This is a genomic window from Pseudomonas corni (assembly GCF_057128765.1).
On record NZ_JBSKHW010000001.1, the window covers coordinates 401,339 to 427,207 of the forward strand.

26 protein-coding genes are annotated in these 25,869 nt (G+C 55.6%); 9 read left to right on the top strand and 17 right to left on the bottom strand.

The genetic code is table 11. The annotated features are described in order from the left end of the window. Positions 1 to 31: 31 nt before the first annotated feature. Both ACWKV9_RS01750 and argF read right to left on the bottom strand, forming a co-directional pair. On the bottom strand, positions 32 to 1,099 hold the full coding sequence (locus ACWKV9_RS01750) for an ABC transporter ATP-binding protein (protein ID WP_483834360.1): 1,068 nt from the start codon (positions 1,097 to 1,099) through the stop codon (positions 32 to 34). Then, positions 1,096 to 2,016: an ornithine carbamoyltransferase gene (gene argF, locus ACWKV9_RS01755; protein ID WP_483834361.1), complete on the bottom strand. Its 921-nt coding sequence runs from the start codon at positions 2,014 to 2,016 to the stop codon at positions 1,096 to 1,098. Before argF ends, ACWKV9_RS01750 begins: the two co-directional genes overlap by 4 nt. Before the next feature lie 448 nt (positions 2,017 to 2,464). Between argF and ACWKV9_RS01760 the strand changes: the two genes are divergently transcribed. The 3 genes from ACWKV9_RS01760 to grxD all read left to right on the top strand — a co-directional run bounded on the left by ACWKV9_RS01760 (position 2,465) and on the right by grxD (position 5,600). Next, positions 2,465 to 2,767, top strand: a complete 303-nt coding sequence (locus ACWKV9_RS01760) for a hypothetical protein (protein WP_483834362.1) — start codon at positions 2,465 to 2,467, stop codon at positions 2,765 to 2,767. A gap of 282 nt (positions 2,768 to 3,049) precedes the next feature. Further along, positions 3,050 to 5,158, top strand: coding sequence for a molybdopterin oxidoreductase family protein (locus ACWKV9_RS01765; RefSeq protein WP_483834363.1), 2,109 nt, complete (start codon positions 3,050 to 3,052; stop codon positions 5,156 to 5,158). A 112-nt stretch (positions 5,159 to 5,270) separates the two neighbouring features. Continuing rightward, positions 5,271 to 5,600, top strand: a complete 330-nt coding sequence (gene grxD / locus ACWKV9_RS01770) for a Grx4 family monothiol glutaredoxin (protein WP_483834364.1) — start codon at positions 5,271 to 5,273, stop codon at positions 5,598 to 5,600. Between the two features lie 66 nt (positions 5,601 to 5,666). Here grxD and bfr read toward each other — a convergent pair whose 3' ends face one another. The 4 genes from bfr to pyrC all read right to left on the bottom strand — a co-directional run bounded on the left by bfr (position 5,667) and on the right by pyrC (position 8,455). Further along, complete coding sequence (gene bfr / locus ACWKV9_RS01775) at positions 5,667 to 6,140, bottom strand: bacterioferritin (protein WP_483834365.1); 474 nt, start codon at positions 6,138 to 6,140, stop codon at positions 5,667 to 5,669. A gap of 200 nt (positions 6,141 to 6,340) precedes the next feature. Then, a complete protein-coding gene (locus ACWKV9_RS01780) occupies positions 6,341 to 6,559 on the bottom strand; it encodes a bacterioferritin-associated ferredoxin (protein ID WP_483834720.1) in 219 nt (72 codons plus the stop codon). 175 nt (positions 6,560 to 6,734) lie between these two features. Next, the gene (rnt, locus tag ACWKV9_RS01785) at positions 6,735 to 7,412 is read right to left on the bottom strand and encodes a ribonuclease T (protein WP_483834366.1); all 678 of its coding nucleotides are present in this window, start codon (positions 7,410 to 7,412) and stop codon (positions 6,735 to 6,737) included. Next, complete coding sequence (pyrC, locus tag ACWKV9_RS01790; protein ID WP_483834367.1) at positions 7,409 to 8,455, bottom strand: dihydroorotase; 1,047 nt, start codon at positions 8,453 to 8,455, stop codon at positions 7,409 to 7,411. The genes rnt and pyrC overlap by 4 nt, the downstream gene beginning before the upstream one ends. A gap of 148 nt (positions 8,456 to 8,603) precedes the next feature. Here pyrC and ACWKV9_RS01795 point away from each other — a divergent pair, with 148 nt between their 5' ends. Both ACWKV9_RS01795 and ACWKV9_RS01800 read left to right on the top strand, forming a co-directional pair. Next, positions 8,604 to 9,512: a flagellar protein MotY gene (locus tag ACWKV9_RS01795; protein WP_483834368.1), complete on the top strand. Its 909-nt coding sequence runs from the start codon at positions 8,604 to 8,606 to the stop codon at positions 9,510 to 9,512. A gap of 129 nt (positions 9,513 to 9,641) precedes the next feature. Further along, a complete protein-coding gene (locus ACWKV9_RS01800) occupies positions 9,642 to 10,859 on the top strand; it encodes an argininosuccinate synthase (RefSeq protein ID WP_483834369.1) in 1,218 nt (405 codons plus the stop codon). 86 nt (positions 10,860 to 10,945) lie between these two features. Here the strand turns inward: ACWKV9_RS01800 and ACWKV9_RS01805 are convergent, their stop codons facing one another. The 3 genes from ACWKV9_RS01805 to ACWKV9_RS01815 form a co-directional block, all read right to left on the bottom strand. Next, a complete protein-coding gene (locus ACWKV9_RS01805; RefSeq protein ID WP_483834370.1) occupies positions 10,946 to 11,221 on the bottom strand; it encodes a hypothetical protein in 276 nt (91 codons plus the stop codon). Positions 11,222 to 11,551: 330 nt separating this feature from the next. Then, on the bottom strand, positions 11,552 to 11,926 hold the full coding sequence (locus ACWKV9_RS01810; protein ID WP_483834371.1) for a hypothetical protein: 375 nt from the start codon (positions 11,924 to 11,926) through the stop codon (positions 11,552 to 11,554). A gap of 255 nt (positions 11,927 to 12,181) precedes the next feature. Next, positions 12,182 to 12,733, bottom strand: a complete 552-nt coding sequence (locus tag ACWKV9_RS01815) for a hypothetical protein (RefSeq protein WP_483834372.1) — start codon at positions 12,731 to 12,733, stop codon at positions 12,182 to 12,184. Between the two features lie 1,153 nt (positions 12,734 to 13,886). Here ACWKV9_RS01815 and ACWKV9_RS01820 point away from each other — a divergent pair. Continuing rightward, entirely contained in the window at positions 13,887 to 14,513 is a 627-nt protein-coding gene (locus tag ACWKV9_RS01820) for a response regulator (RefSeq protein WP_483834373.1), read from the top strand. A 143-nt stretch (positions 14,514 to 14,656) separates the two neighbouring features. On the opposite strand, the gene ACWKV9_RS01825 is transcribed toward ACWKV9_RS01820, so the two are convergent. From ACWKV9_RS01825 to metG, 4 genes are all read right to left on the bottom strand, one after another. Then, positions 14,657 to 14,839, bottom strand: a complete 183-nt coding sequence (locus ACWKV9_RS01825; protein ID WP_483834374.1) for a PA3496 family putative envelope integrity protein — start codon at positions 14,837 to 14,839, stop codon at positions 14,657 to 14,659. Between the two features lie 105 nt (positions 14,840 to 14,944). Beyond that, complete coding sequence (nth, locus tag ACWKV9_RS01830; RefSeq protein WP_483834375.1) at positions 14,945 to 15,583, bottom strand: endonuclease III; 639 nt, start codon at positions 15,581 to 15,583, stop codon at positions 14,945 to 14,947. Between the two features lie 66 nt (positions 15,584 to 15,649). Next, on the bottom strand, positions 15,650 to 16,663 hold the full coding sequence (gene rsxB, locus ACWKV9_RS01835; protein WP_483834376.1) for an electron transport complex subunit RsxB: 1,014 nt from the start codon (positions 16,661 to 16,663) through the stop codon (positions 15,650 to 15,652). Between the two features lie 102 nt (positions 16,664 to 16,765). Beyond that, entirely contained in the window at positions 16,766 to 18,808 is a 2,043-nt protein-coding gene (gene metG, locus ACWKV9_RS01840; protein ID WP_483834377.1) for a methionine--tRNA ligase, read from the bottom strand. A 176-nt stretch (positions 18,809 to 18,984) separates the two neighbouring features. Here metG and apbC point away from each other — a divergent pair, with 176 nt between their 5' ends. Further along, positions 18,985 to 20,079, top strand: a complete 1,095-nt coding sequence (gene apbC, locus ACWKV9_RS01845; RefSeq protein WP_483834378.1) for an iron-sulfur cluster carrier protein ApbC — start codon at positions 18,985 to 18,987, stop codon at positions 20,077 to 20,079. 178 nt (positions 20,080 to 20,257) lie between these two features. Here the strand turns inward: apbC and ACWKV9_RS01850 are convergent, their stop codons facing one another. Next, the gene (locus tag ACWKV9_RS01850) at positions 20,258 to 20,467 is read right to left on the bottom strand and encodes a cold-shock protein (protein ID WP_002554837.1); all 210 of its coding nucleotides are present in this window, start codon (positions 20,465 to 20,467) and stop codon (positions 20,258 to 20,260) included. 310 nt (positions 20,468 to 20,777) lie between these two features. On the opposite strand from ACWKV9_RS01850, the gene dcd reads away from it, so the two are divergent. Beyond that, positions 20,778 to 21,344 carry a dCTP deaminase gene (gene dcd, locus ACWKV9_RS01855; RefSeq protein ID WP_002554836.1) on the top strand — a complete coding sequence of 189 codons (567 nt, stop codon included), beginning with the start codon at positions 20,778 to 20,780 and terminating at the stop codon, positions 21,342 to 21,344. 126 nt (positions 21,345 to 21,470) lie between these two features. Then, positions 21,471 to 21,692: a hypothetical protein gene (locus ACWKV9_RS01860; protein WP_483834379.1), complete on the top strand. Its 222-nt coding sequence runs from the start codon at positions 21,471 to 21,473 to the stop codon at positions 21,690 to 21,692. Between the two features lie 83 nt (positions 21,693 to 21,775). On the opposite strand, the gene pdeM is transcribed toward ACWKV9_RS01860, so the two are convergent. From pdeM to ACWKV9_RS01875, 3 genes are all read right to left on the bottom strand, one after another. After that, the gene (gene pdeM, locus ACWKV9_RS01865) at positions 21,776 to 22,432 is read right to left on the bottom strand and encodes a ligase-associated DNA damage response endonuclease PdeM (protein ID WP_483834380.1); all 657 of its coding nucleotides are present in this window, start codon (positions 22,430 to 22,432) and stop codon (positions 21,776 to 21,778) included. Continuing rightward, a complete protein-coding gene (locus ACWKV9_RS01870; RefSeq protein WP_483834381.1) occupies positions 22,429 to 24,921 on the bottom strand; it encodes a ligase-associated DNA damage response DEXH box helicase in 2,493 nt (830 codons plus the stop codon). Before ACWKV9_RS01870 ends, pdeM begins: the two co-directional genes overlap by 4 nt. A gap of 173 nt (positions 24,922 to 25,094) precedes the next feature. Then, positions 25,095 to 25,859: an ABC transporter ATP-binding protein gene (locus tag ACWKV9_RS01875; RefSeq protein WP_483834382.1), complete on the bottom strand. Its 765-nt coding sequence runs from the start codon at positions 25,857 to 25,859 to the stop codon at positions 25,095 to 25,097. Between the last annotated feature and the right edge of the window lie 10 nt (positions 25,860 to 25,869).

Consider the following 25,869-nt stretch of genomic DNA (forward strand, 5'->3'; position numbering starts at 1 on the left):
GCATCGGACTCGGTTTTTTGTAGGAGCGCGCTCAAGAGTGGACCGGGACGCTGCCCACCGCCGGAAACAACACCAAATGCTCGGCCGCCACTTGAATGCCCACCTGATCGCCAGGATTCAGATCGGCGTGGCTTGGGAACAATCCCTCCAATTGCGTGCCGGTCGGCAGTTGCAGGCGATACAGCGTCGCCGCGCCCTGGAAACTCTTGCTCGCAACCCGTGCCTTAAGCGCACTGTCCGGCGCATAAATAATGTCATCGGGCCTTAGCAGCACATCCATAGGCGCACCGCTGACACCAGCATAGGCGCGATTGCCACGCAGCACGCCCACTTCGGTCTGTACCGATTCTGCGTCGACCAGTTGCCCTCGAATGAAGTAACCCTGGCCGATGAAGCTGGCTACAAATGGCGTGGCCGGTTCGTGATACAAGTTGTAGGGCGTGTCCCATTGTTCCAGTCGACCCTCCTTGAAGACGCCAACGTGATCGCTGACCGCGAAGGCTTCTTCCTGATCATGGGTGACGAGAATGGCGCTGGTGCCGCGTGCCTTGAGGATGTCGCGCACCTCATGACTCAAACGCCGACGCAATTCCCCATCCAGATTGGAAAACGGCTCATCCAGCAATAACAACTGCGGTTCAGGCGCCAACGCGCGGGCCAACGCCACACGCTGCTGTTGCCCGCCGGAAAGTTCGTGAGGGTAGCGCTTGCCCAGCGCACCTAGATTGACCAGCTCTAGCATCTCGCTGGTCAACTGCGCCAGACGCGGGTGCTTGCGAATACCGAACGCAATGTTTTCAGCGACTGTCAGGTGCGGAAACAGCGCGTAGTCTTGAAACACCATACCGATTCGGCGCTTTTCCGGGGCCAGCGTATAGCCCGCGCGGGAAATGACTTCGCCATCCAGAATGATTTCACCATCATGCACTGGCTCGAACCCGGCAATGGCGCGCAGGGTTGTGGTCTTGCCGCAGCCTGAAGAACCCAGCAAACAGCCGATGTCTCCTGCGTTGAGGTGCAGGTTCAAATCCTGCACCACACGCTGGTCCTCATAGCCGCAGGCCAGATTTCGCAGTTTCAACAGCATCGGCGCACTCATGCAGGCTGCAAAGCAGGCGCGACGAGGAATTCCAGCAAGGCCTTTTGAGCGTGCAAGCGGTTTTCCGCCTGATCCCATGCCACTGACCGGACATCGTCGAGTAAGTCCTGGCTGATTTCTTCGCCCCGGTGCGCTGGCAGGCAATGCATGAACAGTACGTCGTCAGCGGCCAGGTCCAACAACGCGCGGGTGACCTGAAATGGCGTGAACAGGGCGATGCGCTTGGCGGTTTCCTCTTCCTGGCCCATGGAGGTCCAGACGTCGGTACTGACAAGATGCGCGCCCTTTACTGCTTCCCGGGGATCGCGGGTGAGGGTCACGCGATTTCCGGCGAGGGCCAGGAAACGCTGGTCCGGCTCATAGCCGTCAGGGCAGGCGATACGCAGATTAAAGTCGAACTGGATCGCCGCTTCTATATAGCTGTTGCACATGTTGTTGCCATCGCCGATCCAGGCCACGGTCTTGCCCTTGATCGAGCCGCGGTGCTCAAGAAAAGTCTGCATGTCCGCCAGCAACTGGCAGGGGTGCAGGTCATCCGACAGGCCGTTGATGACCGGAACGCGAGAATTGGCTGCAAATTCTGTGAGATTGCTGTGAGCGAAGGTGCGGATCATCACCGCATCGACCATGCGCGACATGACTCGCGCGCCATCAGCGATAGGCTCGCCACGGCCCAGCTGGGTGTCACGGGGGGATAGAAAAATAGCCTGGCCGCCGAGTTGGATCATGCCCGCTTCGAAGGAAACACGGGTACGAGTCGAAGATTTCTCGAAGATCATGGCCAGCACGCGGCCTCGTAGCGGCTCGAAAAGTACGCCGCGGTTACGCAGGTCTTTTAGCTCTATGCCGCGACGAAGCACGCCGAGGAGCTCATCCGGCGTGTAATCCATCATCGAGAGAAAGTGCCTTGCGCTCATCATTAACTACCTTTCTGCAACAGACCGCAGATACTCAAAGCCGGGTTTTATCGGGAAAACGGGCGAGACCTGCGGCGAAAGCCGCACGGGGCGACGAATAGGGAAGGCGCGAGGGTATAAGAAAATGTCGCTTGATGCCAAGGGCCTAGGTCATCGGGTTAATCCCCTCAGACGCTCGGTAGCTGGAAAGTGGCGTTTTCAGGCGCTATGAGTGTTTCCAGATGCTACAGTGGCATAGACATTAAGGCACTTCGCCACCGTCACGCGTGTCGAGGTGCTCAGTTGTACACTGCCATCGTCAGCGTTGGCAATTGCTGCCGAATCTGTAACAGTGAGAAACTGCCGCAGCGCCTTATGCGACATGCTTCACGCCTCGGAAACCCGGACGTTTCTTAAATATCGGGCGTGAGTTATAAATAGCGCTTATGTACACCTCAGGGGGTGGGGAATGGATTCAAAAGAGAAACAACTAACGGAACTGCTCGGGCTCACTGCCCGCACCCTCACGCACCTCACCGCGTCCATGACCTCGATGTCCTTTGAATTGATGCGCAGTGAAGACGAAGTCACACGTTCGGCAGGTCGCCGCATGATCGATCGCATGGCGACCATCAGTTCAGGTCTTGATGATCATTGGCGCCTGATTGGTGAGTTGACGGGCATCCAGGTCTCTCAGGAGCAGGTCGAAACCGTTCACGAAATTCAGTTGCAGCGCAAAGTGGTCACGCCGATTGGTGGGTCTGGTTCCTGATCTGAGTCGTCTTCCCTGCAGTTCTTTTCGACTGCGGAGTTGATCGGGGGAGGGAGCTCGCTCGCGAAGGGCCGTAATATGACTTACAAGTTTGTCGCTTGAGCTATTCAATCGCGAGCAAGCTCCCTCCCACTCTCCTTGGCGCGTCCCATGCGAACCCTATCGGCTCGCCTGATGCTGCCCGATTCACGTCACGAACCTTTCTGGCGAAGTGACGCGTCCCACGCCATAGTTTTGTTTGCGTGATCATCCTGATCGCCCTACAAGAATATGAGACTGGCGATGACCAAGACTCTCCACCACCGAGCCTGTCATTTGTGTGAGGCCATTTGCGGCCTGACCATCGAAACCACCGTTGAAGACAACGCTAAACCTCGTATTACCTCGATCAAGGGTGACCCGCTGGACACCTTCAGTCGTGGTCACATCTGCCCCAAGGCGGTAGCGCTGCAAGACATCCAGAATGACCCTGACCGGCTGCGACAGCCCATGCGGCGGATCGGTAACGATTGGCAGCCCATCGAGTGGCACGCTGCGTTCGACCTGATTGCAGAGCGCTTGCTCGATATCCAGCAGCGGCACGGGCAAAACGCTGTTGCGGTGTATCAAGGCAATCCGAGCGTTCATAACTACGGGCTGATGACCCACAGCAATTACTTCCTGGGCCAGTTGAAGACCCGCAACCGCTTCTCGGCCACATCGGTGGACCAACTCCCGCATCACCTCACCAGCTACCTGATGTACGGCCATGGCCTGTTGCTGCCGATTGCCGACATCGACCACACCGATTTCATGCTGATCCTGGGGGGTAATCCGCTGGCTTCCAACGGCAGCATTATGACCGTGCCGGATGTCGAAAAGCGGCTGAAAGCGATCCAGGCGCGCGGTGGCAAGGTAGTCGTGATTGACCCGAGACGCAGTGAAACAGCCGCCATTGCTGATCAGCATGTATTCGTGCGACCGGGAGGTGATGCCGCCTTGTTGTTGGGCCTGCTCCACACTTTATTTGCGGAAGGTCTGACCCGAGACAGCCATCTGCCCATCGATGGTCTGGACGAGGTGCGGCACGCCGTAGCGGACCTGGACGCGGATAGCATGAGCCCGCGCTGTGGCATCCCGGCCGAGATTATTCGTCAGCTCGCACGGGATTTTGCCACCGCTGACAAAGCGGTCTGCTATGGCCGAATGGGGATTTCCACGCAGTCATTTGGCACGCTTTGCCATTGGCTGGTGCAACTGATCAATCTGGTGACAGGCAATCTTGATCGTGTTGGCGGTGCGCTGTGTACCGAGCCGGCGCTCGATCTGGTGCAGTCGACTTCTGGCGGCGGGTTCAATCGCTGGCAGAGCCGAGTGTCCGGACTTCCCGAATACAGTGGCGAGTTGCCTGTGTCGGCGCTGGCCGAAGAGATGCTCACCGAGGGCGAAGGGCAGGTGAGGGCGCTTATTACGGTGGCGGGCAATCCGGTGCTGTCGACGCCCAATGGCCGGCGTCTGGAACAGGCGCTTGAAGGTCTGGAGTTCATGCTCAGCATAGATCTGTACATCAACGAAACCACCCGTTATGCGGATTTGATTCTGCCGTCCACATCGGCGCTGGAAAACGATCATTACGACACCACGTTCAACATGTTTGCGGTGCGCAACGTCACGCGTTTCAACAAGGCAATTCTGAGTAAGCCCGAAGGCGCTTTACATGATTGGGAAATCTTCGTCGGGCTGGCCACAGCGTTTGCCGCCAAGGGTGGCCGCGAACTGAAACCGACAATCGCTCCGGCACAAATTGTTGATCGCGGTATACGTGGCGGCCTGTATGGCGACTCCTCGGCGTGGAAGCTGTCGATCGATGCACTGGCGGACTACCCTCACGGGCTTGATCTCGGTGCATTGAAGCCTAACCTCGCGGGGCGCCTGAAAACGGCGAACCAGCACGTTCAGGCTGCCCCTGCGATCATTCTCGCTGACCTGGTGCGCTTCAAAGAGGCTTCGGTGCCGCAGGCGGATGAATTGTTGTTGATTGGTCGTCGTCATGTGCGCAGCAATAACTCTTGGATGCACAACTATCATCGGCTGGTGAAGGGCAAGCCACGGCATCAACTTCTCATGCATCCCCAGGATCTTGCGAACCGTGGGCTGGTCGACGGACAGATCGTGCGCGTCAGTTCGCGAGTCGGGGTGATTGAAGTGCAGGTGCTGGGATCGACCGACATGATGCAGGGCGTGGTGAGCCTGCCCCATGGCTGGGGACATGCGCGGCCAGGTGTAAAAATGGATATTGCCAGGGACCAGCCAGGCGTCAGCGCCAATGACCTGACCGACGAGCGGCAACTCGATGCACTGTCCGGCAATGCTGCGTTAAATGGAGTGCCGGTGCGCGTTGAAGCGGCGTGAAAAGGCTGGCGGACGTTCGACTAAAGCCATGTCCGAGCGTTACGCTAGGGATTCCGTTACAATGCGCCACCGTGTCGACTCACAGAGTCGTAAAGTTAAGCCGAGGTGTTCCATGGATATCATCGAAACGATTAAAGAGCAGATCGCCAACAACACCGTTCTGCTGTACATGAAAGGCGCTCCGAATGCTCCGCAGTGCGGTTTTTCGGCCAAGGCTTCTCAGGCATTGATGGCGTGCGGCGAAAAGTTCGCTTATGTCGATATCCTGCAGAACCCGGAAATCCGCGCCAACCTGCCAAAATACGCTAACTGGCCAACTTTCCCACAATTGTGGGTCGGCGGTGAGTTGGTAGGCGGTAGCGACATCATCACCGAGATGCAGGCAGATGGCTCGCTGCAAACGCTAGTCAAAGAAGCTGTAGCGAAAAACGCGACTGCTTGATCTGCATGCAAGACGTAAAAAAGCCCCGCTTCTCTTACGAGAGCGGGGCTTTTTGTGGGCGCTGACTTACTCTTCGCCCATCTGCGATTGCAGGTAGTTCTCGATGCCGACTTTGTCGATCAGGCCCAGCTGGGTTTCCAGCCAGTCGATGTGCTCTTCTTCTGACTCAAGAATATCTTCGAGCAGTTCACGGCTGCCAAAATCGCCAACCACTTCACAGTGAGCAATGGCGGCTTTCAGGTCTGCGTGGCCCGTGCGCTCGATGCGCAGGTCGCACTCGAGCATTTCCTTGGTGTGTTCACCGATCAGGATTTTGCCCAGGTCTTGCAGGTTTGGCAGGCCTTCGAGAAACAGGATGCGCTTGATCAGCTTGTCCGCGTGTTTCATCTCGTCGATGGACTCGTGGTACTCGTGTTTGCCCAACTTGTTCAGACCCCAATCTTCGTACATCCGAGCATGCAAAAAATACTGGTTGATCGCGACCAGCTCGTTTCCGAGGATCTTGTTGAGATGCTGGATGACTGTAATGTCGCCTTTCATGATCGGGGTCCTGTCGATGAAGTCACATATAGAGCGCAAGTTTGAGCGCCGCCTATAACTCTGTCAAACCTAAGTTATTGAATAATAAGTGAAATTAAATAAGAATAAGAATGTTTGTGTTCCGCATCCGAACGCTAAGCGATTGAATTAAAGGCATAAAAAAACCGGACGCAAGGTCCGGTTCTTCGAAATTCGGTAGATCAGGCAGCTGAAAATTCTGCGGGATAGGCCAGCGCTGCATGGCTCACTTGCAGCTCAGTCAGGGTTTCACGCACCACTTGCTTGGCAAGGCAGGCACATTTACCACATTTACTGGCTACATTCAGCGTTTCGCGAACCTCGCGATAGCTGCAGCATCCTTCCATGATCGCTTCGCGGATTTGTCCGTCAGTAACACCTTGGCAGAGGCAGACATACATAAATAAAGGACCGTCGCTGAGTGATTTGCTCAATGCGATGGATACTAATGTTAATGAGAATGCTTGTCAAAACTACTTCCTGCCTCACGTGTGAAGCCCGATGAGTGGTTACGACGCCCCCACGATAGAAACAAAAAACCGGCCATATCGGCCGGTTCTCGGGATGCGTGCAAACTCAGTCGTTAAAGTCTTCCCAGCCGCCCATCTCTTTCCAGCGATTTACGATGCCGCAGAACAGCTCAGCGGTCTTCTCTGTGTCGTAGCGCGCTGAGTGAGCCTCGCGACCGTCGAAATCCACGTCAGCAGCCTGGCAGGCTTTCGCCAATACTGTTTGACCATAAGCCAGGCCAGCAAGCGTTGCGGTATCAAAGCTTGAGAAGGGGTGAAACGGATTGCGCTTCATGTCCAGACGCGCAACTGCCGCGTTGAGAAAACCCAAATCAAAACTGGCATTGTGGCCAACCAGGATCGCGCGCTTGCAGCCGTTGGCTTTCAACGCTTTGCGCACGCCACGGAAGATATCAGTCAGCGCAGTTTCTTCACTGACAGCCATGCGCAGTGGGTGATCGAGCTTGATACCGGTGAACTCAAGCGCTGCTGCTTCAATGTTCGCGCCTACGAACGGCTCTACCCGGAAAAAGTAGGTGTGTTCAGGGAACACGAAACCTTTCTCGTCCATGCCGATGGTCACTGCGGCGATTTCCAGCAGGGCGTCGGTGGCCGAGTTGAAGCCGCCGGTTTCTACATCAACGACAACGGGCAGGTAACCGCGAAAGCGGGCCGCCATAGGGTGCCTGGAACCTGTACCGCCGCCAGAGCCTTCCTGATCGTCGTCGTATTGGTCTTCACTCACGCGTGTTCCTCCAGCAGGCGCCAGCGCAGTTTTTCACCGGCGCGCAGCGGGATAACAGAAAGCTCGCCAAATGGCAGGCTGGTTGGCGCAGTCCACTCTTCACGAACCAGGGTAATGGTGTCGGTGTTGACCGGCAGACCGTAAAACGCCGGCCCGTTGCGGCTCGCGAAGCCTTCGAGCTTGTCCAGCGCATTGCGCTGTTCGAACGCTTCGGCGTACAGCTCGATCGCGGCAAACGCGGTATAGCAACCGGCGCAGCCACAGGCGGCTTCTTTGGCATGCTGAGCATGGGGCGCAGAATCGGTGCCCAGAAAGAACTTGCTGCTGCCGCTGGTTGCGGCATCGAGCAGTGCAATCTGATGCGTGTTGCGCTTTAGGATCGGCAAGCAATAGAAGTGCGGGCGAATACCGCCCACCAGCATGTGATTGCGGTTGTAGAGCAAATGGTGCGCCGTGATCGTCGCTCCCACGTTGGCCGACGCCTCATTGACGAAGTGCACAGCCTCGGCCGTGGTGATGTGTTCAAACACCACTTTCAGCGTTGGTAATAGCTCGACGACACGGCGCAGATGCTCATCAATGAAGATCTTTTCGCGGTCGAACACGTCGATGTCACCGCGTGTGACCTCGCCATGGACCAACAGCGGCATGCCGACTTCGGCCATGGCTTCAAGCGTCGGCAGAATCTTGTCGATACTGGTGACGCCGGAGTCGGAGTTGGTGGTCGCACCGGCCGGGTAAAGCTTGGCGGCGTACACGAAGCCACTGGCCTTGGCAGCGCGAATGTCTTGCGGCTGGGTCAGGTCGGTCAAATAAAGCACCATCAGGGGCTCAAAGCGGCTGCCTGCGGGGCGTGCAGCCAAGATGCGCTGACGATACGCGTCGGCCTCCTCGGCGTTGCGTACCGGAGGAACCAGGTTTGGCATGATGATGGCGCGGCTAAAGGTGCGAGCAACGTCCGCGACAGTGTGTGGCAAAACAGCGCCATCTCGAAGATGGATGTGCCAGTCGTCGGGGCGCAGGAGGGTCAGGCGGTCGGACATTGGGGATTCCAGGCGGGTCAAACTCGCTGGGAATGCTACCGGAAAAGACTCATCCAGGCACTCGCTATCAAGTTTTACAGGAACGAACCGATAGCCCCCGTGTAAGCAATAAATTTTGAAACGCGAAAAAATCTTTGTGGAGCCTCCCGTGCGCCAGCGATATCTAGCCCTGCTCAGCGTGTTTGCCAGCCTGCCGGCCATGGCGATCACTTTCCAGACGCGTCTGGAAAATATTGAGTGGAAGGTAGAAGGCGATCAGTTCGAATGCCGTCTGACTCAGCCGATTACCGACTTTGGAGCTGGTGAGTTCGTGCGGCGTGCTGGCGAGCAGGCGACCTTTCGGCTCAAAGCCACCGGTTATGCGCTCGGGGCAGGGTCCGCCACGTTGCTGGCAGCAGCCGCGCCATGGCAGCCGGGTCGAGGCGACCTGAATCTGGGCGCCGTGAAAGTGATCAACGGTCAAATTCCCTTCAACACTTCCCAGGCTCAGGCGGGCAGGTTGATCAGCGGCTTGATGGACGGGCGCAGTCCGGTAATCAGGCATTTCGCGCGGGACGGTGGCGGCGCCATGGAGGTCCGACTACTGCCAGTGAAATTCAGCAAAGCCTTCAGCGATTTTCAGATATGCACCACAAAGCTGTTGCCGATGAACTACGAGCAAGTAAAACAGGCTGAAATCGGCTTCCCAGGCGGCGGGATCGACCTCGATACAGCGGGCAAGGCGAAGCTGGATGTCGTGGTGGCGTATATGAAGGCCGATCCCACAGTGAATCGTGTCGAACTGGACGGTCACTCGGACAACAGCGGCAACCGTCTCACCAACCGTGATTTGTCGCGGCGTCGCGCCCTGGCCGTGATGGACTATCTCAAAGCTCAAGGTATCCCCGAAGAGCAAGTCACTCTGCGTTTTCACGGCGAGCGATATCCGCTGGTACCTAATACCAACAACGCCAATCGCGCCCGTAACAGGCGGGTGAACCTCCATCTTGAACGCGTTGCGCCGGACAACAGGCCTGCGCCCGTTGCATCTGCGGGAAGCACTGGCGCCACTTCCTGATCGCCAAACACACGTCGTATTGTCGATACGTTTTGTCGCTTCGTCGTCACAAGCTGTCGCGAGACTGTAAATCCACGGGTTTGAACGGTAGAATCGTCGGTTTTCCGTACAACGCGTTGGAGTGATGGCATGGCGGACGTAAACAAGGTAGTTCTCGCGTATTCCGGAGGCCTGGATACTTCGGTAATCCTCAAGTGGCTGCAGGATACGTACAACTGCGAAGTGGTGACCTTCACAGCCGACCTCGGTCAGGGTGAAGAAGTCGAGCCAGCGCGTGCCAAGGCACAAGCCATGGGCGTCAAGGAAATCTACATCGACGACCTGCGTGAAGAATTCGTGCGCGACTTCGTGTTTCCAATGTTTCGCGCCAACACTGTCTACGAAGGCGAGTACCTGCTCGGTACGTCCATTGCCCGTCCGTTGATCGCCAAGCGTCTGATCGAGATCGCCAACGAAACTGGCGCTGATGCCATTTCCCACGGCGCGACCGGCAAAGGAAACGATCAAGTTCGCTTTGAATTGGGCGCCTATGCCCTCAAGCCAGGCGTGAAAGTTATCGCTCCATGGCGTGAGTGGGACTTGCTCTCTCGTGAAAAACTGATGGATTACGCTGAAAAGCATTCGATCCCGATCGAGCGTCACGGCAAGAAAAAATCTCCGTACTCCATGGACGCCAATCTGCTGCACATCTCCTACGAAGGTGGCGTGCTGGAAGATACCTGGACCGAGCACGAAGAAGACATGTGGCGTTGGACCAAATCCCCTGAAAACGCGCCCAACACCCCGACTTATCTCGAACTGACCTACCGTAACGGCGATATCGTTGCGCTGGACGGCGTCGAAATGACCCCGGCAACGGTTCTCGCCACTCTCAACCGGATTGGCGGCGAGAATGGTATCGGTCGTCTGGACATCGTTGAAAACCGTTATGTGGGCATGAAGTCTCGCGGTTGCTACGAAACCCCGGGCGGGACCATTATGCTGCGCGCGCACCGTGCCATCGAGTCGATCACGCTTGATCGGGAAGTCGCTCACCTGAAAGACGAGTTGATGCCCAAGTACGCGAGCATGATCTATACCGGTTACTGGTGGAGCCCTGAGCGTTTGATGATGCAACAGATGATCGATGCTTCTCAGGCTCACGTTAATGGTGTGGTTCGCCTGAAGTTGTATAAAGGGAACGTCATCGTGACCGGCCGCAAGTCCGACGATTCGTTGTTCGATGCCAACATCGCTACATTCGAAGAAGATGGTGGTGCCTACAACCAGGCCGACGCAGCAGGCTTCATTAAACTCAACGCACTGCGCATGCGGATTGCCGCGAACAAGAATCGCAAATTGTTCTAAGCCGCTGCTACCGAACAGAGAGCAGCCTCAATAGAGGCTGCTTTTTTTGCGCCTGGCAATAAATGCCTTGTGAAGCTCCAGGTCTGTCAGCGCTTAGCTGCAGGCTTTTTTTCGCGCAGCTTGTTGTTGGGGGCATAGTCGGCTTTGCTTTCATGAACCGTATCTGAGGCCGAGGATAGATGCCATTTCAGTATCGCGATAACATCGTCCGAACATTTGCCGTGCCGCTTCATAAGCGTGGTCAATTTCTTTTCGAATTCAAGCTCTGCAATCAGCTCGTCTTCTTTTTTTAGAATCTCCAGCTGAGCTATCTGGATCTTCAAGGCATCTTCCAAATCATGGAACTGTTTTAGTCGAGACATAGTATTTCCGTTATTTGTTGTAGTGATGATTTCAGTACAGCAGGGTGACGTTCGTTTTACGTAACGGCGGGTTTCAGGTAACTCTAGTCTTTTTTTCTCAACATCGTCCCGTTGCTCCTTTCAGAAAATAATCAATGTTTGATATGTGTCGACACGAGTTGCCTATATAAAACAGGGGGCTAGCAAAGATCCCCTCCTATGGGAGGAAAAAGGGAATATCCGAAGTCGCCGTTTCCCACTTATCACATCGGTAATTCCATTTGTTTCTCGGTATATTGAGGGGCGGTGAGTTGCCCAGCTTCCTACTTTCGCGCCGTGATCCCATAGTGGTCATGTGTGTTGTATCAGTAACACTTCGAACTGATTTTTTTTATAGAGGGCCGTTGGCGCGGCGCCCGTGAATAGAGTGAGCTGCGCAGCGTCCAGCGACGTTGACAAAAAACCGGCATGTACAACCCGCGAGATCGGTGGCCGGTCGGTTAGGCATTCAGGCTCTGTCGGATGAATCGCCGTGCGGCTGTGAGAGCGCATTACAAAGAACCACATGGCTGACAATACGCATGGAAAAACAATAATGAACCCAATAAAGAATTTTCTGGATTCCTCGTCCAGATATGGAAGAGTGGTTGCGGCAGATGCCTCAGAAAGGGCAGCAAATATAGCAAGGAAGTTAAGGGGGGTGATGATTCGGTTAAGGCTCTTCATAGCGAATCCCTGATAGGCACAATAGGTGAAGGGAAACCAGTCCCTGTTCTTTGTTTAATCAGTATGTGGTTCGAATTGCAATAAACAGAATGAGGATACTGGGCAGGGCGTTGGCGGAAGTTATGTGTACAGCTGGGTACGGTGCATCCACTTTGGAGGCGGCACCCGTTAGGCTACCGAACACGACGCCAGCCTCCAGTGGACCCGCATAACCAGATCCAGAATTCGCAGCGTAAGCGTAGTCGATGGCGGGAGTTAATCGGGTGACCCACTCCCACCCGCTTCCCTGGTCGACGGTTGCTTGAATTCGATGCGATAGGCTTTGCCGATATTCCAGACATCGCGGATGCTCAAGCCCAGCAGTTGCGCGATCTCCGGTGCGGTATAGCCCAGGCTTGAGTAATGCATTGCGTGGCCAGCGACGACGTCATCCGAAGCCACCGATTCCTTTTGTCTGCCAGGCCTGTGACCTCGCACAGGTTGGCTGTATCGAATCGTCAACCCGTTCTCTTGGGCCAGACGCTTTATGTCTTTCCTGTTCATTCGCAGCGAGTACTGCAGGGCAGACACCCCCGCGCCCTTGGCGATAAGGCCTTTGAGCAGTTCCACCTTTGTTTTCATCAGTACATCGGCGTCAGCCTCTGGCTCTGGTGTTTCCAGGATTGCAGGCCCGGATACTGATTCTCCGGACTCCCCGCTTTGCACAATATCAATAACTCCGCCTTCGGCAACGAATAGTTTAACTGCTGTAGAAAGTTTGTTGCTTTCACTGTCATGCAGCGATGTAGTGCAAGTTTTCTTGTTCATGACAAAGTCCTTTTGGATAGATTGATAACATGCATCCAGATGCCATGCACCTCTTGTGCCTAAGCATTCGCGACCGGGCAGTCATATTTAATCCGTCAATATTATTCATGCTCGGTCATATAAAGTAACTGGAGGTTTTTGTTTCGATCGTTATCTCGTCAGCGATGAGTTGAGATAGAGCTTTCGTGACTATTGGCGCTTCACTATCAAAAAAGTAACGACTGGTAATAAAATATGCAAGTAAAAAATGCTCTTTCTTTGAATTGTTTTTTTTCACAAGTCCTTGTCTTACATTAAGTTCGTGCGCGTCTTTTAGTTTTGTAGTACTTTTCTTCTTCTACATGTTAGGTCTGGATTTGCGAAGTGATTTCGTATTACGTGGAGGTCGGACGAACTTTGGCTGACAATAGGTCTAGCATGCAGAGCGCCGCGTGTATGGAGGCGTAACATTTAATTATTCAGCTTCTACCTGTGCTCGTCTCGATCCGGCGTTTGTGAGACTTATGACGAGCACGCTACGACATTTATAAGAGATTTCTGTAACCCGTGTAGGAATATTCTCTGAGTAAATAAATATAGCAATATGCCTCCGTGCGTGTGTATTTTTAAACACCCAGTGTCAGTCACACTGATCGGCGTACTCCGAAATATTTTATGATTCTTGTTTTTTTGGCTCGACGCGGGATTAGGCTTACGCTGACAAGCATGAGGGTTAGCGAAGGCGCGATACTCGGGTAATCGGCCTAAGCACAGCGCTGGAATAGCCCACAGTTAGTCACCCGCGCTCTGCCAAGGTTGCCTTCGATCTGGACCCTGACAAACGTCTGATACTCACTCCCCAGCCAGCGGTCAGGAATAACGGCCAACGAGGTATTAGCGATGTACGTTTCTACTACAGTAATGATTGAACGCCGATTACGGACAAATGCCCGCGAAATATGGCTGACGTACCTACTGCCCTATCCCATGGAGGGGATGCTGTGACTACATCCAAATTGACGTCGATTAAGGCAAATCCTGTAGGAAGTTTCTGTTGTAGTCGTGAGAACGGTCTTTGCCTGTTGTTCTGCGGGGGGGAGCGCCATGCAAAGTACTAAACGACTAGGCTATTGTGCGGGCTCCAAAAATTCGAACAGCAAAAAATGGACTGCTCATGAATAAAGTGTTGATCGTCGATGATCACCCTGTCATTCGCCTTGCCGTGCGCATGCTAATGGAGCGTCATGGTTATGAGGTCGTCGCAGAGACGGATAATGGAGTGGATGCCCTGCAGCTGGCACGCGAGCATCTGCCTGATATCGTCATCCTGGACATCGGTATTCCCAAGCTCGACGGTCTTGAAGTCATCGCCAGGCTTTCGGCAATGACCTTACCTTTCAAGGTACTGATCCTCACCTCGCAGGCGCCGGGGCATTTCTCCATGCGCTGCATGCAAGCCGGTGCTGCAGGCTACGTCTGTAAGCAGCAAGACCTTACAGAGCTACTCAGTGCCATCAAAGCTGTACTGTCGGGTTACAGTTATTTTCCGAATCAGGCTTTGCACACTGTTCGTTCAAGTTTGGGTAATGCCAGTGAGGCGGAAATGGTTGACCGACTGTCCGGCCGAGAGATGATGGTCTTGCAACAATTAGCTCGCGGCAGAACTAACAAGGAAATTGCCGACGGTATGTTTTTGAGCAATAAAACAGTCAGTACCTATAAGACAAGGCTCCTGCTGAAGCTGAATGCACATTCGCTGGTGGATCTTATCGAACTCGCGCAACGGAACGGGCTTGTCTAGGGATCTAGGAAGGTAAGAGGCAGGACGTTGCGCGCGTGTGAGGTTGTACCTATTGAATTCGACAAAGCCGGTAGACAGCCTTTCGACACCTACATGAGAGGCTTAGCCGGCTAACGCTTAGGACGGTGCGAGCAGACTAGAATTCAAAGATCGAAATCATAGTCCGCCAGCTGCCTCTGCAGGCGACGCTCCTCCAGAAGGTTATCGATTGTGCGTCGTTTGCTAAGGTTCGTTTTCGCGGTCTCAACAGGGGATTGCGCGATGTCATCATTATCGACAACACCGACGTCATCATCGGTGTCCAGTTGCTCTTTGCCAGTGCTCATAAATTGACTCCAGGCTTCGCCGGTCATTGGCGGACCTTATAGCGACAATCTCGCACCGGGTAAAAAAGATTTTTTCAATCGATCATCGTTTAAAATACCTATCGCTCAATCGTCAGAAGTTTTTTCCTTGTATTCACACAGGTCTTCAATCCTGCAGCTGCCGCAACGTGGCTTACGCGCCTGGCAGACATAGCGTCCATGCAAGATTAGCCAGTGATGTGCATCAAGCAAAAAATCCCTCGGGACAAACTTCATCAGCTGCTTTTCAACTTCAACCACATTCTTGCCTTTGGCGATGCCGGTGCGATTGCTGACACGGAAAATGTGCGTATCCACCGCCATTGCGATTTGTCGAAACGCAGTATTGAGCACCACGTTAGCGGTTTTGCGGCCCACCCCTGGCAACGCTTCAAGCGCCTCTCGGGTCTGCGGTACTTCGCCCCCGTAAAGCTCAACCAGCAGACGGCACGTCTCGATTACGTTCTTCGCTTTGCTGTTGTACAGGCCGATGGTCTTGATGTATTGCGAAAGCCCTTCGACCCCTAGCTCGTAGATGGCCTGTGGCGTGCTTGCGACCGGGTAGAGCCGAGCGGTGGCCTTATTTACGCTGACGTCTGTGGCTTGAGCTGAGAGGATCACTGAAATCAACAGTTCGAACGGCGTGTTATAGGCCAGTTCTGTTTTTGGGTCCGGGTTGTCTTCATGCAGCCTACGAAAAATCTCCAGACGTTTTGCTGCATTCATGGCTGCCGTGATTCCTTAAGGGTTTGCCGCGACTCAAGGCGCAGTTCGTTATGGGTTGATAGTCAATTAGGGTTTGATGCTGACAGCTGTCTGTTTTTCGAGCTGGCTCAAAACGTCCTGTGCTTGGTCGACGGCAGCCTGCAAAAGCGCAATCTGATCAGCTGGCGTTTCCGAGGTCGTAGCTTTTTTCAACGCGGCACGACGCATGGCGAGCTGAATTTTTGCACGATTGAGCGAAGCCATATCGGATTGGACAGTAATGGCCGCTGGCTGGTCCTGACCGCTGTTTTGTAAGCTTGCCAGTACGCTTTCAGCCATTTCAAATTCCTTCTGCAACTCCACCAGGCGCAAGGCTTGCTCTGCAATAGGCGGATGACCGAACGCTTTGAGGGATCTGTTGAGCTGGGTTCGACTCATGGTCACGGCGATACGAGCTTGCTTCAGGGCGGTATCTGCGTCTGCTGGCGTGTTCGTGCCGTTGCTCGCCATTACTTGGGAAGGTCCTGCAGGCGTCAGCCGATGAGCCCGAGCCTGGCGTTCAGCGTGCCGTTGTTCCTCCTCCTTCTTGAGTCGAGCATTGCGCGCGTCATAACGGTATCGCGCTTTATTGCGCTTAGTGTCGCGCGCCAGGTATTGCGCCGGGGTAAGCGCCGTCGCGCCAATAATCGGCGTGATTGTAGCCAGCGGCACGGGGTGCATTTCGATGCAGTCGACGGGGCAGGGGGCAACGCACAAATCACAGCCCGTGCATTCATCGATGATGACCGTATGCATCAGCTTTGCGGCGCCAAGGATTGCGTCTACGGGACATGCCTGGATGCACTTGGTGCAACCGATGCACTCGGCTTCGCGGATGAACGCAATCTGCGCGGGGGCTGCACCACGGTCAGGGTCTAGCGCGATAATGGGGACATTAAGCAAGAGGGCCAACTGAGCGATGGTTTCGTCGCCGCCGGGCGGGCATTTATTGATTGCTTCGCCCCGGGCCAAGCCTTCGGCGTAAGGCTTGCACCCTGGATGACCGCACTTGCCACACTGGGTTTGTGGCAAAAGCGCATCAATGCGTTGGATCAGGCTCATGCTGAATCAAGGCCTTGGATAGTTGAGAGCATTTCTGACGCGCGAACGGGGTCTGCGAGGGGAAATAACCCGGCTATCGCATGCGACCGCCGGGTTATTCGATTACTTGATGCGCTGACCCGGCTTGGCGCCGCTGTCAGGGCTCAACAAGTAGATTTCCTCACCGCCAGGGCCTGCCGCCATCACCATGCCTTCGGAGATGCCAAAGCGCATCTTCCGAGGCTTGAGGTTGGCAATCATCATTGTCAAACGACCTTCGAGCTCCGAAGGATTCGGATAAGCACTCTTGATGCCGGAAAAGACATTGCGCTGCTCATCACCAATATCCAGCGTCAGGCGCAACAGCTTGTCTGCGCCTTCTACGTGCTCGGCTTTTACGATGAGAGCGACTCGCAGGTCCACCGCAGCGAAGGCATCGAACTCGATTTCCGGTGACAACGGGTCTTTGCTCAATTCGCCATTGCCTTTGGGGCCGGTGTCGGTTGCGCTAGCGGCCAGGTCTTCCTTCGATGCAGCGGTCATGGCTTCCACCTTTGCCGGATCGATGCGTGTCATCAATGGCTGGAAAGGATTGAGCTGATGATTGCTCAGCATGCTGCTGTGGTCGTTCCAGGTCAATGGCTCAACATTCAGGAAGCGTTCGGCATCGGCTGCGAGCAATGGCAGTACAGGCTTAAGGAAAATCACCAACTGTCGGAACAGGTTGATACCCAAGGCGCATACCGCCTGAACTTCATCCTGCTTGCCTTCCTGTTTGGCCAGCGACCACGGGGCCTTATCTGCGATATAAGCGTTGGCACGGTCTGCCAGTCCCATGATTTCACGCATGGCACGGGCAAAATCGCGCGCTTCATAAGCTTCGGCAATGCTTGGGGCGGCAGCGAGGAAAGCATCGGTCAATTCTGGGGCAGCGTTATCGGCCACCATTACGCCCGCGTTGCCTTTATGGATAAAGCCCGCGCAGCGACTGGCTATGTTCACTACCTTACCGATCAGGTCGGAGTTGACCTTCTGCACGAAGTCTTCCAGGTTCAGATCGAGGTCATCAACGCCGCGGCCCAGTTTGGCAGCGTAGTAATAGCGCAGGTATTCGGGGGACAAATGATCAAGGTAAGTGCGGGCCTTGATGAACGTGCCGCGTGATTTCGACATCTTCTGGCCGTTGACTGTCAGGTAGCCGTGCACGTTGATCGCGGTTGGCTTGCGCAAGCCTGCACCTTCCAGCATTGCCGGCCAGAACAGCGCGTGGAAATTCACGATGTCCTTGCCGATGAAATGGTAAAGCTCGGTGGTCGAGTTTTTATTCCAAAACGCATCGAAGTCCAGTTCAGGGCGTCGGGCGCAAAGGTTTTTGAAGCTGGCCATGTAGCCGATCGGTGCATCCAGCCACACGTAAAAGTATTTGCCAGGCTCGTCCGGAATCTCAAAACCGAAATACGGCGCGTCGCGAGAAATGTCCCACTGCTGAAGGCCTGCGTCCAACCACTCGGCGATCTTGTTGGCTACGGCGTCCTGCAACGAGCCGCTGCGGGTCCAGCTTTTCAGCATGGCGTCAAATGCAGGCAGGTCGAAGAAGAAATGCTTGGAGTCTTTGAGGACCGGTGTGGCACCTGAGATCGCCGACTTGGGGTCTTTCAGGTCTGTCGGCGCATAGGTGGCGCCGCATTTTTCACAGTTATCCCCGTACTGATCCTCTGTTCCGCATTTCGGGCAAGTGCCCTTGATAAAGCGGTCGGCCAGGAACATTTTCTTTTCCGGGTCGAAATACTGGGTTACCGAGCGCGTGGCGATGTGACCGGCGTCACGCAGGCGGGTGTATATCTCGCTCGACAGCTCGCGATTTTCTTCAGAGTGGGTCGAGTGGAAGTTGTCGAAATCCACCAGAAATTCGGCGAAATCAGCGCTGTGCTCCGCCTGAACATTGGCGATCAGTTGTTCAGGGGTAATACCTTCCTTTTCGGCGCGCAGCATGATGGCCGAACCGTGAGCGTCGTCCGCGCAGACGTAAATGCACTGATTGCCGCGATGCTTCTGGAAACGCACCCACATGTCGGTCTGGATGTATTCCAGCATGTGGCCTAGGTGAATTGAACCATTGGCATAGGGCAGGGCGCTGGTAACGAGAATCTTGCGTGGCTCGGACATTGGGCTCGGCTACTTGAAGTGAAACGGAGGTCGGCCACTATAAAGGTCTGAGCATTTTTTTTCACCCCGCAGCGCTGTGGGAAACGTGCCGTAAATGCAGGGAATCGATGTCGTCACCCGACATAAGGGGTAGGATGGCCGCCTGTTTTGCTCAGTCTTTATTTCGGGAGTAACCCATGAGCGCCGTTAATCGCGCAACGGTGGAAGCCGTCCTTCGTCAGTACACTGACCCTTATTTGAATCAAGACCCAGTGAGCGCCGGATGCGTGCGCGCCATCGAGATTCAGGGTGATCGCGTCAGCGTTCAGCTGGAGCTGGGCTACGCCGCCGCCCTGTTCGTAAATGGCTGGGCGCATGTCCTGCAGATTGCCATTGAGGGGCTGGAAGGTGTGTCGTCGGCCACCGTAGCAATCAATACGCTGATCACGTCGCACAAGGCTCAGGGTCAGATCCCTGCTCTGGCTAATGTTAAAAATATTGTGGCTGTCGCCTCCGGCAAGGGCGGCGTGGGTAAATCCACGACTGCCGCCAATCTGGCGCTGGCGCTGTCACGTGAGGGTGCCCGAGTGGGCATTCTCGACGCAGACATCTATGGCCCGAGTCAGGGCGTGATGTTCGGCATCCCCGAAGGCACGCGTCCGAAGATCAAGGATCAGAAGTGGTTTGTTCCGATCCAGGCGCACGGCATCGAAGTGATGTCGATGGCCTTCTTGACCGACGACAACACACCTATGGTCTGGCGAGGTCCGATGGTCTCCGGCGCGCTATTGCAGTTGATTACGCAAACCGCATGGAATGACCTGGATTATCTGGTGATCGATATGCCGCCCGGTACGGGTGACATCCAGCTAACCCTGGCGCAGAAAGTGCCAGTCGCAGGTGCTGTAATCGTCACGACGCCGCAGGATCTCGCGCTGCTTGATGCCAGGAAAGGCGTCGAAATGTTCCGCAAGGTCAATATTCCGGTTCTCGGCGTCGTTGAGAACATGGCAGTGCATATCTGCTCGAACTGTGGTCACGCCGAGCATCTGTTTGGTGAGGGTGGGGGTGAGAAGCTAGCGACGCAGTATGACGTCGAGTTGTTGGCTTCATTGCCGCTATCGATGCTTATTCGTGAGCAGGCCGATGGTGGGAAGCCGACAGCGATTGCTGAGCCAGAAAGCCAGATTGCGATGGTGTACCAAGAGTTGGCCCGGCACGTAGGCGCGCGGATTGTGCTGCAGGAAGCAGCTTCGCCGGAAATGCCAAGCATCACCGTCAGCGACGACTGATTCGCTATTGTAGGAGCGAACTTGTTCGCGAAGCGGCAGCTCGGGAGTTAATTCCTGCGCATTGCCAGCTCGCGAATAAATTCGCTCCTACAGAGCAATGGTATTGCTGGCTACATAACTGCAGGCGTAAAAAAACCCCGCTTTTGAGGGCGGGGTCTTTTAAGCAAATCAGAACAAGTTAGATAACTTGAACTTCTTCAGCTTGCATACCTTTCTGACCGCGGGTAGCGATGAAAGAAACCTGTTGGCCTTCTTTCAGGCTTTTGAAGCCGTCGGATTGGATTGCTTTGAAGTGAACGAACAGGTCGTCACCCGATTGTGGAGTGATGAAGCCGAAGCCTTTTTCATCGTTGAACCACTTAACGGTACCAGTTTGGCGATTAGACATGGTGTATCTCCTTGGACAAAGTTAACTGCGACTCAGGAAGAACCCTGGCCGAGACTGAGTGCAAAGAGCAGGAAAAATTCTTGGAGATGGTTGGATCGAAATTCAACATCGTGTAGAGATTCTCAGTGACACAAGCAACACAGTGGACCCACCTTAACCGTTTTTTTCTGATGTGCCAATGGTCTGTCGAGGATTTATTTCAAGAGATGCCAAACCGATTAGCGCACGGAGGCGTACAGCCTTTGAACCCGGCGCCTTGGCCCGGTAAGATGCCGGACATCTTTTTCACCTCGCTATTCAGGACATCGCCATGAGCATCAAATCGGACAAGTGGATTCGCCGCATGGCGCAGGAACACGGCATGATCGAGCCGTTCGTAGAGCGTCAGGTGCGTGGCGAAGGCGCTGATCGGGTGATCTCCTTCGGCGTCTCCAGCTACGGTTACGACGTGCGTTGCGCCGATGAATTCAAGGTGTTCACGAACATCAATTCGGCCACCGTTGACCCGAAGAATTTCGACGAAAAAAGCTTTGTCGATATCAAAAGTGACGTTTGCATCATCCCGCCGAACTCGTTCGCACTCGCGCGCACGGTCGAATATTTCCGTATCCCCCGCAACGTGCTAACCATCTGTCTGGGCAAAAGCACCTACGCCCGCTGCGGCATCATCGTTAACGTGACGCCGCTTGAGCCGGAATGGGAAGGCCATGTGACCCTGGAGTTTTCGAACACCACCACATTGCCAGCCAAGATCTACGCGAACGAAGGCGTCGCACAAATGCTGTTTCTGGAGTCCGACGAGGAATGCGAAGTCTCATACAAGGATCGTGGTGGTAAATATCAAGGCCAGCGTGGTGTCACGTTGCCACGCACCTGACGGCCGGAAATTAAAAAATGCCGTTGGTCATTTCGAAAGTGAATTAGTCTCCAAATCGGCACTCTACAGACTGAACCGTTCCCATTCGCCGCATGCGGGTGGGGCCAGACGCTCAGGGAGTGCCCTATGAATAGACAACAATCGAACCCCTCCAGCAAGGAAGCGGACCCGGGACAAAATCAGGTAGGACTCTTGGCTTGGTCGCTGTTAGCGCATCCACAGCTGAACATGGTAGGTGGCGGTATTCCCGGCCAGCCTAATCCCGATACTCCAAACGAATTTCCCCAGCCTGAAGAGCCCGGTGTGCCGACTATTCCGGATGAGCCACCACCCGCTCCCGTTGCATGATTTTATCCCTGCCCAAGCGCACGCTTTGGCAGGGATGTTCAGCACACCATTCCTGCTCAAAGCGCTTTCAGCGCTTTGAGATCCTAATGCGCTTCCCAGATTGCGTCGTCTCCTACAACGAAGATCCGGCTGTCCTGCGCTCGCTCGATATTCATCCCACCCGTAAATGCGCCGAACGCTGGCAACAGCGTCAGCGATTTCTGCACGTAGAAGCACGCCAGTCTCAGTCGTTGTCGTCCCTTGCCATACAGTCGGTAGGCAGGGTGGACGTGTCCTGCCAGCACGTGATGCGTGGGATGAGGGTCTGGTTCGTGCTGTAGCGCAAAGGGTTCGAGCATCAGAGGCTCCGTCACTACGTTGATGTTCAGACGCTCAGGCGGATCACCTGCGCGTTTGTCGTGGTTGCCGCGGATCAGCGTGATCCGCAGCTCGGCATGTTTGGCTCGCCATTTCCCCAGCGCCGCCAGGGTCCCGGCCGCGTGAGATTCCGGGGCGTGCAGGAAATCCCCTAGAAAGATCAACTGATCACAGGGCCATGCAGCCAACATGGCGTCCAGGCGCTGCAGATTGTTTTCCGTAGTGCCGTGAGGGACCGGCTGGCCCAGCTTGCGATAGGCGGCGGCTTTGCCAAAATGCGCATCGGCAACCAGCAAGCAACGCTGGGCCGGGTAATAAATCGCTTTGTCAGCCAGCAAATACAATTGCGCGCCAGCCAGTTCGATAGACAACCAAGACTTCATGCGCCGACCTCAGGGCCAGCAGCTTTCTCCAGATCACGGACCATCCGCGCGATTCGGTCAGACAGTTTTTCACTGCTCAGGCTTTCGCGCATACGTTCCACCAACAATGGGAATGCCAATGGCGTAGGGCGTTTAATGACGTGCAAGTCCAACTGACGACTATTGATCCGCTGCAATGTGTGCTCCAGTCGGGTGACGTCGAGTTCTTGTCGCATAACTTCTTCCTCCGCCTGGGTCAGCAATAGATTGCCCGCGTCGTATTGTTTGAACACTTCAAAAAATAGCCCGCTGGAGGCCTGAAGTTGTCGATTGCTTTTGGGTGCTCCTGGATAGCCGGAAAACACCAGCCCGGCAATTCGGGCAATTTCCCGGAACCGTCGCAGCGCCAGTTCGCCTGCATTCAGGCTGGCAATGATATCGGCCAGCAAGTCATCCTCGCTGAACAGTCGGGGCTGCAAATGTGCGGCCCAGTCGATCTCGGTAGCGCTGAGCAATTCAAACCCGTAGTCGTTGACCGCAATCGAAAACGTCAAAGGTCGATCCCGACTCAGGCGCCACGCCAGCAAGCTTGCAAGCCCCAAATGCACGTGACGCCCGGCAAATGGATAAAGAAAACAATGCCAGCCCTCCCGGGATTTGAGGACTTCGGCCAATAACGTGGTTTTGCGGGGCAGCGCAGACCATTCCTGCTGCACATCGAGCAACGGCCTGACGGCCTGCATCTCCGGACTTGAGAAATCGCCGTGGGCTGCCGCATCGAATTTTTCCACCACTGCGTCAGCCAGTTCGCTGGACAGCGGCATCCGTCCACCATTCCAGCGTGGGACGGCAGCCTTCTTTGTTGTGGCGCGCTTCACGTATGCGCTCATGTTCTCGACGCGTACCAGTTCCAGTAGCCTGCCGCCGAAGAGAAAACCATCGCCGGGCTTGAGTCGCGCGATGAAGCCTTCTTCCACGCTGCCCAGCGAGCCTCCGCCGCCGCCTTTGCTCCACCACTTCACGTTGATGCTGGCGTCGCTGACGATGGTGCCGACGCTCATCCTGTGGCGCCTGGCCAAACGTGCGTCAGGGACACGCCAGACTCCGTGTTCATCGGGCTCTACCCGCTGATAATCCGGGTAAGCGGTCAGCGAATGCCCCCCTTGCCGAACGAACAGCAACGCCCATTCCCACTGCTCATCGGTCAAATCTCGATAGGCCCAGGCTGTGCGAACCTCGGCCAATAGATCGTCAGGCACAAACCCACCGCCCAAGGCCATGCTCACCAAGTGCTGTACGAGTACGTCCAGGGACTTGTCGGGCGATTCCCTGGGTTCGATCAGTCTTGCCGCGACAGCGTCGTGGGCCGCAGCCGCTTCTACCAGTTCAAGGCTATGGGTCGGCACCAGCGTGACCCGCGATGGGCGCCCCGGCGCATGGCCTGAACGCCCTGCGCGCTGCATCAGCCGCGCCACGCCTTTGGGCGAGCCAATTTGCAGCACTCGCTCCACTGGCAGAAAGTCCACGCCCAAGTCCAGACTTGACGTACAGACCACGGCTTTAAGGTGGCCTTCCTTCAGCGCGCGTTCGACCCAGTCGCGCACCTCGCGGGCGAGCGATCCATGGTGCAGGGCGATCAGTCCGGCCCAGTCGGGACGCGCGTCCAGCAGCGCCTGATACCAGATTTCCGATTGCGCCCGAGTGTTGGTAAACAGCAGGCAACTGGCGCTGCTGTCTACTTCCTTCACCACTTGCGGCAGCATCCGCAGCCCCATGTGGCCCGCCCAGGGAAAACGCTCGATGCTGGCAGGCAGCAAGGTGTCAACAATCAGCTCCTTGACCACTTTGCCCTGAACCGTGACGCCGCCGTCGCCCAACAACACTTGTTGCGCGTGGGCTTGATTGCCCAGGGTTGCCGATAACCCCCAGACGATAAGGTCCGGATTCCACTTTCGCAGACGCGCCAACGCTAGTTGCAGCTGCACGCCGCGCTTGTTGCCGATGAGTTCGTGCCACTCGTCGACAACGATCATTTTCAATGGCGACAGGGCTACCTGGGCATCGGCACGGGTCAGCAGCAATGTCAGGCTTTCTGGCGTAGTGATCAGTGCGGTGGGCAGGCGCCTGCCTTGTTTGGCGCGTTCGCTACTGCTGGTATCGCCTGTGCGCAGGCCGATGGACCACGGGATCTCGAGTTCCTTGAGTGGCGCCTCAAGCGCGCGTGCGGTGTCGGCGGCGAGGGCGCGCATCGGGGTAATCCACAAGACAGTCAGCGGCGGTGCCGGCACTTTGCGTTTGCGCGGTTTGTTATCAGCCGTGGGCGGGACTGTCTCGGCGAAGTTGTTGAGGGCGCCGAACCACACCGAATAGGTTTTGCCCGCGCCAGTACTGGCGTGCAGCAGTCCCGATTCGCCTTGTTTGACGGCTTTCCAGACTTCCTTTTGAAACGGGAAGGCTTTCCAGCCGCGTGCTGCAAACCATCGCTGGGCGAAATCGGGTGATTTGGGCATGCGTGGGCTGTGAGCTCTGGACGGGGTTAAGTCAGAGACAGCCGGGGGAGGGGATTAGTTTGAAGTTTGTTCGCTCGCGGGTGTCTGTAGGAGCCAACTTGTTGGCGAGGTGGCATGCGGTGTATCAGGGACACCGCCTCGCGAACAAGTTCGCTCCTACAGAGGATTGCCGTTTACTTCAAGTTCCCGCTCAAAAACTGCTGCAAGCGCTCGCTTTTCGGATTGCCCAGTACGTCATCCGGGTGGCCGATTTCTTCGATTTGGCCCTGGTGCAGGAACACCACCTGATTGGCCACTTTGCGCGCAAAGCCCATTTCGTGAGTCACCAGAATCATGGTCCGGCCTTCTTCGGCCAAACCTTGAATCACTTTCAGTACCTCGCCTACCAGCTCAGGGTCGAGTGCCGAAGTGGGCTCGTCGAACAGCATGATTTCCGGCTCCATTGCCAACGCACGGGCAATGGCGACGCGCTGTTGCTGGCCGCCGGACAGAAACGCCGGGTACTGATCGGCAACACGCGCCGGCAATCCAACCTTGTCCAGGTACTTGCGAGCGCGTTCCTCGGCTTCGACTTTGGACACGCCCAACACCCGGCGCGGTGCCATGGTGATGTTTTCCAGCACCGTCATGTGGCTCCACAGGTTGAAGTGCTGAAACACCATCGCCAAGCGCGTGCGAATGCGTTGCAGCTCGGCCGGGTCCGCCACACGCATGCCGCTGGCGTCGCTGACCATACGGATTTGCTGGCCATCCAGGCTCATGGCGCCGTCGTTGGGTTGTTCCAGAAAGTTGATACAGCGCAGGAAAGTACTTTTGCCCGAGCCACTGGCGCCGATCAGGCAGATCACGTCGCCGACGTTGGCCTTGAGCGAAACGCCTTTGAGCACCTGGTGGTCGCCGTAGCTTTTATGCAGGCCGTCGATGGTCAATTTGTACATGACTGGCAAT

Bases quoted from the DNA above. Each gene is read 5' to 3' on its own strand.
- ACWKV9_RS01750 (WP_483834360.1), bottom strand. From the start codon at position 1,099: ATGAGTGCGCCGATGCTGTTGAAACTGCGAAATCTGGCCTGCGGCTAT.
- argF (WP_483834361.1), bottom strand. From the start codon at position 2,016: ATGAGCGCAAGGCACTTTCTCTCGATGATGGATTACACGCCGGATGAG.
- ACWKV9_RS01760 (WP_483834362.1), top strand. From the start codon at position 2,465: ATGGATTCAAAAGAGAAACAACTAACGGAACTGCTCGGGCTCACTGCC.
- ACWKV9_RS01765 (WP_483834363.1), top strand. From the start codon at position 3,050: ATGACCAAGACTCTCCACCACCGAGCCTGTCATTTGTGTGAGGCCATT.
- grxD (WP_483834364.1), top strand. From the start codon at position 5,271: ATGGATATCATCGAAACGATTAAAGAGCAGATCGCCAACAACACCGTT.
- bfr (WP_483834365.1), bottom strand. From the start codon at position 6,140: ATGAAAGGCGACATTACAGTCATCCAGCATCTCAACAAGATCCTCGGA.
- ACWKV9_RS01780 (WP_483834720.1), bottom strand. From the start codon at position 6,559: ATGTATGTCTGCCTCTGCCAAGGTGTTACTGACGGACAAATCCGCGAA.
- pyrC (WP_483834367.1), bottom strand. From the start codon at position 8,455: ATGTCCGACCGCCTGACCCTCCTGCGCCCCGACGACTGGCACATCCAT.
- ACWKV9_RS01800 (WP_483834369.1), top strand. From the start codon at position 9,642: ATGGCGGACGTAAACAAGGTAGTTCTCGCGTATTCCGGAGGCCTGGAT.
- ACWKV9_RS01805 (WP_483834370.1), bottom strand. From the start codon at position 11,221: ATGTCTCGACTAAAACAGTTCCATGATTTGGAAGATGCCTTGAAGATC.
- ACWKV9_RS01810 (WP_483834371.1), bottom strand. From the start codon at position 11,926: ATGAAGAGCCTTAACCGAATCATCACCCCCCTTAACTTCCTTGCTATA.
- ACWKV9_RS01815 (WP_483834372.1), bottom strand. From the start codon at position 12,733: ATGAACAAGAAAACTTGCACTACATCGCTGCATGACAGTGAAAGCAAC.
- ACWKV9_RS01820 (WP_483834373.1), top strand. From the start codon at position 13,887: ATGAATAAAGTGTTGATCGTCGATGATCACCCTGTCATTCGCCTTGCC.
- ACWKV9_RS01825 (WP_483834374.1), bottom strand. From the start codon at position 14,839: ATGAGCACTGGCAAAGAGCAACTGGACACCGATGATGACGTCGGTGTT.
- nth (WP_483834375.1), bottom strand. From the start codon at position 15,583: ATGAATGCAGCAAAACGTCTGGAGATTTTTCGTAGGCTGCATGAAGAC.
- rsxB (WP_483834376.1), bottom strand. From the start codon at position 16,663: ATGAGCCTGATCCAACGCATTGATGCGCTTTTGCCACAAACCCAGTGT.
- metG (WP_483834377.1), bottom strand. From the start codon at position 18,808: ATGTCCGAGCCACGCAAGATTCTCGTTACCAGCGCCCTGCCCTATGCC.
- apbC (WP_483834378.1), top strand. From the start codon at position 18,985: ATGAGCGCCGTTAATCGCGCAACGGTGGAAGCCGTCCTTCGTCAGTAC.
- ACWKV9_RS01850 (WP_002554837.1), bottom strand. From the start codon at position 20,467: ATGTCTAATCGCCAAACTGGTACCGTTAAGTGGTTCAACGATGAAAAA.
- dcd (WP_002554836.1), top strand. From the start codon at position 20,778: ATGAGCATCAAATCGGACAAGTGGATTCGCCGCATGGCGCAGGAACAC.
- ACWKV9_RS01860 (WP_483834379.1), top strand. From the start codon at position 21,471: ATGAATAGACAACAATCGAACCCCTCCAGCAAGGAAGCGGACCCGGGA.
- pdeM (WP_483834380.1), bottom strand. From the start codon at position 22,432: ATGAAGTCTTGGTTGTCTATCGAACTGGCTGGCGCGCAATTGTATTTG.
- ACWKV9_RS01870 (WP_483834381.1), bottom strand. From the start codon at position 24,921: ATGCCCAAATCACCCGATTTCGCCCAGCGATGGTTTGCAGCACGCGGC.
- ACWKV9_RS01875 (WP_483834382.1), bottom strand. From the start codon at position 25,859: ATGTACAAATTGACCATCGACGGCCTGCATAAAAGCTACGGCGACCAC.